This is a genomic window from Mesorhizobium sp. M7A.F.Ca.ET.027.02.1.1 (genome assembly GCF_004022985.1).
GTDB lineage: Bacteria > Pseudomonadota > Alphaproteobacteria > Rhizobiales > Rhizobiaceae > Mesorhizobium.
In genome coordinates this window covers 1-430 of record NZ_RZOL01000958.1, presented here as the reverse complement: position 1 = coordinate 430, position 430 = coordinate 1, and the positions used below count along the sequence as shown (strand labels likewise).

Below are 430 nucleotides of genomic sequence, written 5' to 3'. Positions count from 1 at the left end.
GACCTCCACCATGTCCACCGGGCCGGGCTGGACGGGCGCGCCGAATGTCCCTTCATAGGCTTTGCGCGCCGCGGCGCGCCAGTCCGCCCAGCCGCCTTTGACGGGCGTCAACGCCCGGGCAAAAGCGTTCGGCCCGGCATGGATACCGATGGCCGGCACATAGATCTTGCCGATCTCGCGATCGGAGCCATGGACATGGATCAGTTTCTGGCGCGGCACCGGCACGGACAGCAGCGTATAGCCATCCGTGGTCATCTCGCCAAAACGTACATTGACGGCCAGGATCACGTCGGCGTCGCGGAGCAGGGCTTTGACATGCGCCACCATGCCGACGCCGGCCTCGCCGACAAAGACCGGCGAATGGTTGTCGAACTGGTCCTGATAGCGAAAGGCCGCCACGACAGGGATGTCGGAAGCCTCTGCGAAAGCC

1 pseudogene is annotated in these 430 nt (G+C 65.1%); it reads right to left on the bottom strand.

Features of this window, described 5'->3' with window-relative positions:
- Positions 1 to 430 (bottom strand): annotated as a pseudogene (locus EN749_RS37205) (thiamine pyrophosphate-binding protein); the annotation flags it as partial.